The sequence below is a fragment of the uncultured Campylobacter sp. genome, assembly GCF_938041645.1.
GTDB lineage: Bacteria > Campylobacterota > Campylobacteria > Campylobacterales > Campylobacteraceae > Campylobacter_B.
Genome location: NZ_CALIST010000071.1, coordinates 1 through 2,323, shown reverse-complemented (window position 1 = coordinate 2,323; position 2,323 = coordinate 1). Strand labels below are relative to the sequence as shown.

Annotated in this window: 1 protein-coding gene; it reads right to left on the bottom strand. The window is 59.0% G+C overall.

Features of this window, described 5'->3' with window-relative positions:
* Positions 1 to 315: 315 nt before the first annotated feature.
* The coding region (locus tag Q0600_RS10080) for a hypothetical protein (RefSeq protein WP_298759917.1) at positions 316 to 2,323 on the bottom strand (2,008 nt) is incomplete at its 5' end.

Here is a 2,323-nt window from a genome sequence, read left to right as displayed (position 1 = left end):
AGCTCCTCATCCTCGACGAGCCGACCTCGGGCCTGGACCCCGTCGCGCGCCTGGACGTCCTGGACGTCCTCCGCGACTTCCTCGTCGAGGAGGGGCGGACGATCCTCTTCTCGACCCACATCACCTCCGACCTGGAGCAGATTGCGGACCACCTTCACATTATCGGGGCCGGCCGCACCCGCTTCGCCGGTCCCCTGACCGACCTCACCGAGCAGTGGGCCATGGCCCGCGGCCCCGTCTCGGCCCTGACGCCCGCGGCCGAGGCGGCCCTTGCCGGGACCCGGCGCAACGGGGCGGGCGCCTTCTCCGGACTCATCAGGGTCTCGGACACCGCCGCATTCGGCCCCGACGTCGTCGTCGAGCCCCCCTCCATCGAGGAGGCCGTCGCCGCCATGACCCGCGGCCCGAGGTCCGCCTACGGCGCCGCCCGTCCCCGTCCCGCCGCCTCGGCGGCCCCGGCCCAGGAGCACTGATATGCGCACCACGTGGAACCTGCTGCGCGCCGAGCTGTCCGCCCAGAGCCTGCGTGCTTTTCAGAGCTTCCGCCACCTCTTTTGGGACGTATTTGCCTCCCAGGGCGCCGAATTTCTTTATGCCGCCTCCAACGGTTTCGTCGCTGATCCGCACGTATTGCCCCTGCCTTGCGCCGGCGGGGATCTCATCGAGCCCGAAGCGGTTTGCGATACCCTCAAGCGCGCGGGCTTTGAGAAGCTGCGTGCGCTGCTTTGCGAGGGTGTTTGCGACTACGAAGCTGATGTCCGTGCGAAGCCCAAGAGCTCTTTTTTGCGCCTCGCTCAGGTCTTTACGAGCGTAAAATTTGCCTAGCGTCCTGCTTATTTTGCCGCGCTCGTTTTGCATATACTCGTCGTAGTAGTGTCCGATGTAATCGGTGAGCTTGTTCTCCTGCTTGAGGGCGCCCGCTTTGATGAGCTCGTTTGCGTTGTTATCGATCGTGTCACGCAGCTTTTGATAGGTCGCTTGCAGCTCCTGCGGGAGATCGGCTTTAGCTATCTTTCCATCCAGAGCGTTAAACAGCTGTTCGCTCTGTGCGGCGTCAAATTTATCAAGATATTTCGCCGCAGTGCGAGCCTGCGCATTAATAGCCGCGCTCTCGCGAAAAAAACTCTCGATCGCGCCGTCTATTTCGCGCTTTGCAGCGTTTCGCAGATCAAGGACGCTCATCCCCTTTTTCACCAAAGCGGGGGTATTTTCGCCCTCAAAGATGCGATCTACCGCGTTTTCATACTTGTTGATCCCCTTGCGCCAAAGGGTATCGACAAACTGCGCCCACTTGCCGTCCGCGCCGCCGTATGGTCCCAAAAGCGCGTCCGTTTTGCCTAACAGATCGTTCATCGTAGGCATGTCGGGGTTGAAAGGATCTGCCTGCCGTGCCGCGCGGTCATATTCGGCCTGCAATTTTTCCTGCTTTGCTTTGCTCTCTTGAGCGATTTTGGCTTTGAAAGCCCTTTTGTCGGCTCTTTTTAAAATTTCCTCCGCCTTGATGGGATCGGGCTCGTTCAGAAATTTCGCCTTGACCTCAAAGCTGTAATTTTTCAGCGCCTCATCGCCGCCAAAGAGGCGATCGAACATCGTCTCGTTTGCGCGAATGCTCTCGTCGATATGAGCCTTAGAATACGCGTTGATGCGCGCTCTGCCGCTTTGATCCATATCGATGAATATCATCTGCTCGTCGCCATTTTTGCCGCGTTTTTTGAATGTGAAGCCGTCGCGGCTGATGTGAGTTAGCTTGGCGCCTGCGATGTCCTTTTTGAGCCGCGCGAGTTGGCTTTCGGAGAGGTTGGTCTGCACCCCTTGCGAGAGCGCGTCGAAATTGCCCGTCCTTATGGCATCCAGCACCTCGCCCGCGGTGTCGTGCGTTTTGTCGAAGATGGCGGCATGCTGTCCGGCCGTGCGCGCGGTGTCGTGCGTTTTGTAGCTGTCCTTGTAAATTTGCTCTACACTCTGCTCCACCTCCTGCTCGATGTTTGGGCGGCGCTTTTTGATCTCGCCTCCTATATTTTCAATCTCGCTTGCTTTGAATTTAAGCGGCTCCTCGTTTGCGTTCACGCCGCCGTCTCGCAAAACGATCGTATCGTCCGGACTAACGTCAAAGGTGCTGAGCGGGTCTTTCTGCGCCCTTGCGGCATCGTCCAAGCCTAGGCGCGTCTGCACGTTTCTAGCCTCCGCTTCGCCGTGCAGCTTCGCGTAGTTCGCATCGCCGCCAGTGCCGCCCGTTGCAAAGCCCTCTTTGCTCTGCACCCAGTGTTGGATCTCATGCATCAGCGTGGATCTGTCTTTTAGGTTTTTAAGAGCGATCGTGCCA